General features: G+C 69.3%; 7 protein-coding genes. 1 reads left to right on the forward strand and 6 read right to left on the reverse strand.

Going from position 1 to position 6970, the window contains the following annotated elements:
* Positions 1–239: 239 nt before the first annotated feature.
* The 6 genes from DMC18_RS12365 to DMC18_RS26900 all read right to left on the reverse strand — a co-directional run bounded on the left by DMC18_RS12365 (position 240) and on the right by DMC18_RS26900 (position 4221).
* The gene (locus DMC18_RS12365) at positions 240–635 is read right to left on the reverse strand and encodes a thermonuclease family protein (protein ID WP_110132962.1); all 396 of its coding nucleotides are present in this window, start codon (positions 633–635) and stop codon (positions 240–242) included.
* 72 nt (positions 636–707) lie between these two features.
* Positions 708–1304: an alpha-ketoglutarate-dependent dioxygenase AlkB gene (locus tag DMC18_RS12370; protein WP_233248133.1), complete on the reverse strand. Its 597-nt coding sequence runs from the start codon at positions 1302–1304 to the stop codon at positions 708–710.
* On the reverse strand, positions 1301–1612 hold the full coding sequence (locus DMC18_RS12375) for a hypothetical protein (protein WP_233248134.1): 312 nt from the start codon (positions 1610–1612) through the stop codon (positions 1301–1303). The genes DMC18_RS12370 and DMC18_RS12375 overlap by 4 nt, the downstream gene beginning before the upstream one ends.
* 55 nt (positions 1613–1667) lie before the next feature.
* A complete protein-coding gene (locus tag DMC18_RS12380; protein ID WP_110132964.1) occupies positions 1668–1901 on the reverse strand; it encodes a hypothetical protein in 234 nt (77 codons plus the stop codon).
* A gap of 7 nt (positions 1902–1908) precedes the next feature.
* Entirely contained in the window at positions 1909–2232 is a 324-nt protein-coding gene (locus tag DMC18_RS12385) for a hypothetical protein (protein WP_110132965.1), read from the reverse strand.
* A 174-nt stretch (positions 2233–2406) separates the two neighbouring features.
* Complete coding sequence (locus DMC18_RS26900; RefSeq protein ID WP_233248135.1) at positions 2407–4221, reverse strand: hypothetical protein; 1815 nt, start codon at positions 4219–4221, stop codon at positions 2407–2409.
* 696 nt (positions 4222–4917) lie between these two features.
* On the opposite strand from DMC18_RS26900, the gene DMC18_RS12395 reads away from it, so the two are divergent.
* Positions 4918–6970: ParB N-terminal domain-containing protein (locus tag DMC18_RS12395; protein WP_110132966.1), on the forward strand; the 2053-nt coding region annotated here is incomplete at its 3' end.

Consider the following 6970-nt stretch of genomic DNA (forward strand, 5'->3'; position numbering starts at 1 on the left):
TAGAGCATCAGACTACGAATCTGAGGGTCGGACGTTCGAATCGTTCCGGGCGCGCCATTTTCTCCAATAAAATCAATAAGATGCGGATGGCTCGGCGAGCCAGCCCGTTCTAAATCCGTCCTTAGTATGGGGTTTAGTACGGGGCGGTGATCCCGGCACGCGTTTTCGCGCTACCGCCGCGCCTGCTTCGCCAGCGCACAACGCCGGTGGGCCATCACGCGAGTGCGAGTCGCCTCGGCCTATGGGGTCGTCGCCCAATGTCCCCGCTTGGCTTCTCGCGCCAGCGCTTCCTCCTTTGCGTAGACACCCTTGCTGTAGCGGCGATACTCGGTCGCCAGGCCGGAGCGGATCAGCGCGGCGTTGACGTCGGGCGTCACGTCCGACCAGCAGCGACCGACAAAGCGACCATACCTATCCCGGTCGACAAAGCGGCAGCCGACCCGCCCTCGCGTGAGCCGGACGAGCTCGTCCCGCGCCTCGTAGGCCAGCGGCTGCGCAGGCGTCTTCCCGCGCCGCACTTCAGGTGCGTCGACGCCAAAGAGCCGAACGCGCTCCGACCCGCATCGCAGCGTGTCACCGTCATGAACGGCGGGCGCGGTGCAGGCGATGATGGCGGCGGCAAGGGAAGCGATCATGGGCGGCTTGTCGCTGGCGCGAGCTTGGCGCGCAAGTTGAGAGGCGCTCGCGGGCCTGGACGGCTAGGTCGCCTAGCAACGCACGGTCCGAAAGGTCACCGAGTAGCGCAGGGCCTCAACCTCGGGGATGCTGTGCTCCCATTCGCTGCGCGCGGGGCCGCTCATCAGGTATGCCGAGCGCGGAGCGGCGATGATCGAGGCCCGGTCCCACTTATCGCCGGCCTTGCGGCGAAGCCGGAACGTGCAGGGCGAGACAAGCGAGACGCCGGCGACGGCCACGGCCGGCGGCCGGTCGCGATGCCAGCCGATCCCGGCGCCGGGCGAGTACTCAGTGACCAGCGCGTGGCGAAAGGTCTCGCGCGCGAGGCCCGTGAAGGCGGCGACCTTGTCGAGGAGGGGCAAGAGAATCTCGGGAATCGGCTCGCCGGTCTCGACCATCCTGCCGTTGGCGTCCTGGCGCCATCCGAACCCAGCGATGCGGCGATTGCCGAAATAGCCCAGGTGTTCGTAGGGCTTGAACGGCAGGTCCTTGAAGCTGGCGACCAGGCTGCGCTCCTCCTCTGGCGTGACGAGGTCGGCCTGGTAGCGGAAACCCTCGGGCATGGGCCGGCGCGGGGCGAACGGCAGGTCAAAGAGGCTGGGTTGGGCTGACTGGCCGGGGAAGCTCATAGGCCGACCTCCTCGGGCAGGACGCCCGCGTCGAGCAGCATCGTCACAACGTGGGTGCGCCGGGCCTCCGGCGTGTCGGCATGGTCGTCGTGATACCCGCCCTTCATCAGGCGAACGACCGGGCGATGGCCACCGCAACCGCGTTGCGGGCAGAAGACGCTCGCTTGGGACCGGGCAAGCGTCCAGGCAAGCCGCCCGCGCAGCCTCCGACCCAGAAAATCCTGGCGCGTCCAGGTCCGCTCCATGCCGCAGTACTGGCACTGGAAGCGCACATCCAGACCCTGGGCCAAGCAATCGACCAGCCGCATGTCCGCCACGGCCGCCGGAAGCTGCGCGGCCTTGCGCCGGTCACTTTCACTCGGCTCAGGCATCGCGGCTGGCGGTCGCGCCGGCGCCTACGGTGAAGAAGCTTCGCTGTCGCGTGAAGAACTCGGCGGCTACGTCCATCGCCGCGATGATCACGAACATCATGTGGTACTCGGGACTGGACGGGCGCAGGTTTCGCAGCTGGTCGATGCAGGCTTGGCGGGCCGGGCGCAGGCCTTCGAAGAAGGCGATCGGGTCGCGCAGGCCCGAACGGCTGTGTCGCTGGGTCATGGCCGCCTCAGTCGTAGAGTTCGGCCGCCGAGCGGACCTTCAGCCCACTAGTCCCAGGTTCGCCGGGCCACACCTCGAACCAGGCCTGCCGACCGCCGCAGCTGCAACGTAGCCGGCCTGAGAAGTCCTGCAGCGCCTGGAAGCCCAGGCCCCGGTCCATCCAGGCGCGTGCGTCGAACTCGGCGCGCTCGCCGCAAGGGCAGAGCGTCTCGATATGCTGGCCGGGCGCCATGGCCTGCGCCAGGGTGAAACCGTCAGCGCCTTCGGGCACGAAGAGAGGACGTGGAGGCGCGTGCGCAGGCTCGCGCGAGTGGGCGCGTTGTTCAGTCATGGGAGAGCTCCAGATGTTCCCTTATTGTTCTCATTTGGGGCTCTGGTGAGTCAAGGCGGCTTGGACGACGCGCGCATGCGAAGCCGTGTTCGCCTCGCGGGCGAACTGTCCGCATATGGCCAATTATTCCGGCTTTCGCCGCCTAACTGGCCACATGCGGACAACTGCTGACGGCTAGTTCCACACTTGATTGAGGACTTGGGCGGCTAGGGCCGCCTTGTCCTGCGGCAGGAAGCGGCCGTAGTGCTCTGCGATCGTGTCCGGGGTGTCCTGGATCGCATAGCTGGCCTGCTCGTAGGAGCCGGTCTGCTTGAGCACGTGCGTCGCCAGGACGTCGCGCACATTGTGCGGTCCGTGCGGCAGCAGTCCCTCGATGGCGCCGCGACCGGTATAGGGGTTGAAGATCCCATACCGCTGGATGGCCAGGCGCCAGGCCTCGTAGAAGGTGTTCTGGTCGTACTCGGCGTCCTTGCTCCTGGCCTTCATTGTCTTGACGAAGAACACCCGTGGATCGGGCGCGCCCCGCAGAAGGATGGGCCGATCGCGCGTCACGTAGCCGTCGATCTCCGCGTACAGGCCGCCGAGGTCGGGTAGCGCGAGGCGAAACGGGTTCTTGCGGAAATACGACGAGCCGGCGTTCTTGAACGCGGCGGCCGGGATGAGGACTTCCCAGGCCTGGTCGCGACCGTTCCACCGCAGCTCTCCGCGCTTCAGCGCCTCCAGCTGTCGCTCGCTGGTCGGAATCCCCTCCCGTGCGCAGACCAGGAGCTGGCGCAGGTTTTTCTGGCGCAGCCCAAGATGCAGGCCCAGGCGCAGCATCAGGAAGGCGCGCGTCGCCTCGGCCGCCGCCGTGGGATAGAGCCGGCCGTCAGGCCGGCGGCGGAGCACTTCTTCAGTGATCTTGCGGTACTCGCCCACCGGACTGTCAGCCTCCAGGATCGGCAGGATGGGTTCGAACGGATCGCGGTGGATCCGCGCCACCCTGGCGACTTCCTTGGCCCGCAGCAGCAAGTGCTGGTGCTGGGCGTCGCAGGCCTTGTCCCAATCCTCGAACGCCGCGCGCACATCGCTGGCCGACACCAGACCCTCGATCGGACGCAGGCGCTCGGCCAGCCGGGGCGTCTGCCGCAACCATCCGGTCTCGCGCCGGCTCAGCGAGGCGCCGACCGTCAGCATCTCGGTTTCCCACTGGGTGAAGAAGCCGCGACGTCCCTCGCGCCAACCAAGATACCAGTCCCAGACCGCCGGAAAGACGAGCAGTCCGAAGCTGACGGCGTCGACCGGGGCTCCGTATCCTCGGACCGCGCCTTCGGGACAGGCGGCAAGCGCGCCGAGCATCAGGCCCAGGTGCTCCATCTTCTGCGCGGCGGTCTCGCTGTTCCAGACGCCGTTGCGCCGACGGCCGCGCGAGGTGAGCGTGGCGGTCTTGAAGGCCAGGAGATCGGCGGCCTCCTCGTCGAGCTGCGCGGGCGCCGGCGTCGCACCTAGCGGGCGGCCGATGCGCCGCAGGCCCGGATCGGCCAGGCGATCGTCCAGCGACAGTCCTGGCGATAGCTCCATGACGCCGCCCTTGCCGGAGAACTGGAAGGCGAACCGCTGCTTCATCGCTTCGGCCTGGTAGCGGCGATAGTCGGTGTGGCCCGACAAGATCACCGAACGGACCCAGGCCTCGATTTCCTGCCGCTTGGAGAGTGCGAGCTGGGCGAAGTCGTCGGGCAGGTGCCAGGCCATCCGGCGCCGCTCGGACATCGGCAGCGGCAGGCAGGCCTGGGTGCTGATGTAGCGCCCAGGATGAGGGAGCTTTTCCCGGAAATAGCCTGGCGGCAGTTTCCAGCGGCGTTCTAGCGCGGCCAGGATGCGCAGGGACGCCGCGCCACGCGGAGCCTTGGCCCCCCGCCGCCAGGCCGTGAACGTGGTGGTTTCGATCGTCTCGCCGCGCTCGCAGACCGCGCGCCGCAGGCCATACCCAGTGTCGCCATGCCGGCGCATGTGCAGGTCCAGGGCTTGGCTGAAGGTCGGCGGGTCCTCCCATTCTTCCCACAGCGCCTTCGGGTAGGCGATGACGGGACGGGCCGGATATCCGGTTTTACGCCTCTGTGGCTTTGCGCCTTCACTTTTCTGGTTGGCACTTGGTTGATTGGAGACACGCTTTTGGCCCGCCTTGCGCGGCGGCTTTGATTTGTTGGTCATTTCACTGGGATCACGCGCGGAACGGTTCGTCCGCCGCGGCTAGACGCGCCAAGCGGTCAATTTCCCTGGCGTGGGCCGGAGGCTTTCGCCAGCCGCTTTCGCGGCTGGCTTCGCCCGGACCGGAGAGCGGCCGGCGGTCACGCTCGGTCCCGCGGCTTTCGCCGCTCCCTCGGGCGTGACGCCTGGCGGGCGCCATTGGGCGCCGCCGGCCGCTCGACGCCGCCTCCCACCACGCGCGATGCGCGGGCTCCTGTGCAGGCTTCATTGTCATGAGCGCCCGCCCTGCGGGCGCGCGGGCTTGGGGCTCCGCCCCCGGCGCACTTCGGATCGGCTTCCGCCCAGCTTCGGGCGCGCCGCGCCGCCTCGCCAGATCGCAACCCGACGCCCTGCAGCCGGGTCCCCGCGAAGCCGCCCCTCCGTTTGCACCCCCGGTCTCGCCGACGGGCAAGGCCGCAGGCGCGCCTTGCGCCTGCGACCAGCCCCAAGGAGGCAGACATGACCCGACAAGCCCAGACCGCCCCGACCGCCGCCAAGGCCGTGCGGCCCGTGATCCAGACCGGCGAGGTCCTGGAGATCGCCCTCGACAAGCTCAAGGCCTCGCCGCGCAATGTTCGGCGCGTGAGCCACAGCGCCCAGGACATCGAGGCCCGCGCGGCCAGCATCCGCTACAAGGGCCTGCTCCAGCCCCTGGTAGTCGAGCCGGAAGTGAAGGAGGGCGGCGAAGCCAGCGGCTACTACCTCGTCACCATCGGCGAAGGCCGCCGCCAAGCCCTACGGCTGCTGGCCAAGCGCAAGCTGCTGAGCAAGCACGAACCGGTGCGCTGCGTGGTGGACACCCTGAACGACCCCAGCGAGATTTCCCTGGATGAGAACACCTCGCGCCGCGACATGCACCCGGCCGACCAGTTCGAGGCCTGGAAGGACCTTGCCGAGCGCAAGGGCTACAGCGCCGAGGAGATCGCCGCCCGGTCGGGCGTCTCGCCCCACGTCGTGCGCCAGCGCTTGCGCATGGGCGCGGTCGCCCCCGCCCTACTCGACATCTACCGCGAGGGCGGCCTGACCCTTGATCAGGTCATGGCCTTCGCGGTCAGCCCCGCCCCCGAGCGGCAGATGCAGGTCTACGCCCAGCTCGCGCCGCACCAGCGCCAGACCTACGCCATCCGCCGGGCTATGACGCAGGCCAAGGTCCCGGCCGACGATCCCCGCGCCTGCTTCGTCGGGGTCGACGCCTATGTCGCGGCGGGCGGCGCTCTGCTCGTCGACCTCTTCACCGAGAACGGCGAGGGCTGGCTGGAAGACGTCGCCCTGCTCGACCGCCTCGTCGCCGAGAAGCTCCAGGCCGAGGCTGTCGCGCTTCGGGAGGCCGAGGGCTGGAAGTGGACCGCCGCCTTCCTAGCCTACCCGCACGACCACGGCTGCGGCCGCATCTGGCAACGTTCGCTGCCGCACACCCCCGAGGAGGAGGCCCAGCGCTCAGCGCTCTATGCCGAACGCGACGGGTTGATCGAGCGCTACCCCGACCTCGCCGACTTGCCCGAGGCGGCCGAGGAACGGCTGGGCCAGATCGACGAAGCGCTCGACGCCTTGGCCGACCGCTATGGCTTCGATCCGCAGGAGAAGGCGCGCGCGGGGGCCTTCGTGATGCTGGGCCATGACGGCGAGGCGCGCATCGAACGCGGCTACGTGCGGCCCGAGGACGAGCCCTCGGCCGAGGTGGAGCCTGGGGCCGAGGCGGAGGATGATGGCCAAGCACCGGCGCCAGACGAGGCCGACGAGGAAGGCGGCAGCGAGGAGGACGAGGACGGGCCGGGCGAGGTCGAGGAGTCGTTCGGCGAAGCCAATGCGCCGATCTCTCCGCGCATTCGCGCCGACCTCACCGCCCATCGCAGCACCGCCTTGCGCTATGCCTTGGCGCAGGACCCCGACCTCGCCCTGGTCGCCATGATCCATGCCCTGCTGCTGCGGGTGTTCCGGGGCGTGGGCGGCTACGCCTCGTGCCTGGACGTCCGGCTGGGCTCGCGCAACCTCGCCGCCGAGGGCGACGGGATCGAGGACAGCACCGCAGCCCGCGCCAATGCCGAGCGCCATGAAGCCTGGGCTCGGCAGATGCCCGATGACCCCGAGGCCTATTGGGACTTCGTGGTCGGGCTCGATGCCGACAGCCGCATGGGCCTGATGGCCCACTGCGTCAGCCTCTCGCTCGACGCGGTGCGCGGCTGGGACAACCGGCCGTTGGCCTGGAAGCACGCTGACCGCTTGGCCAGCGCGCTGGACCTGGACATGAGCGACTGGTGGTCCCCGACCGCCGAGCGCTACCTACGCGCGGTGACCAAGGGCCAGATCGTCGATGCGGTCACCGAAGGCGTCTCGCCCGAGGCGGCGGCGCGCCTCACCGGCCTGCGCAAGACCGAGATGATCGAGGCCGCCCAGCCCCAACTGGTGGCCGCGCGGTGGCTCCCGGCCTGCCTGCGCACGCCGGGGCGTCCGCTGCCCTGGGTCCAGCCTTCGGGCGAGGTCGGGGCGACGGTGCCCGATGGCGGGGATGGGG

It is taken from the genome of Caulobacter sp. D5 (genome assembly GCF_003185805.1).
Classification (GTDB): domain Bacteria; phylum Pseudomonadota; class Alphaproteobacteria; order Caulobacterales; family Caulobacteraceae; genus Caulobacter.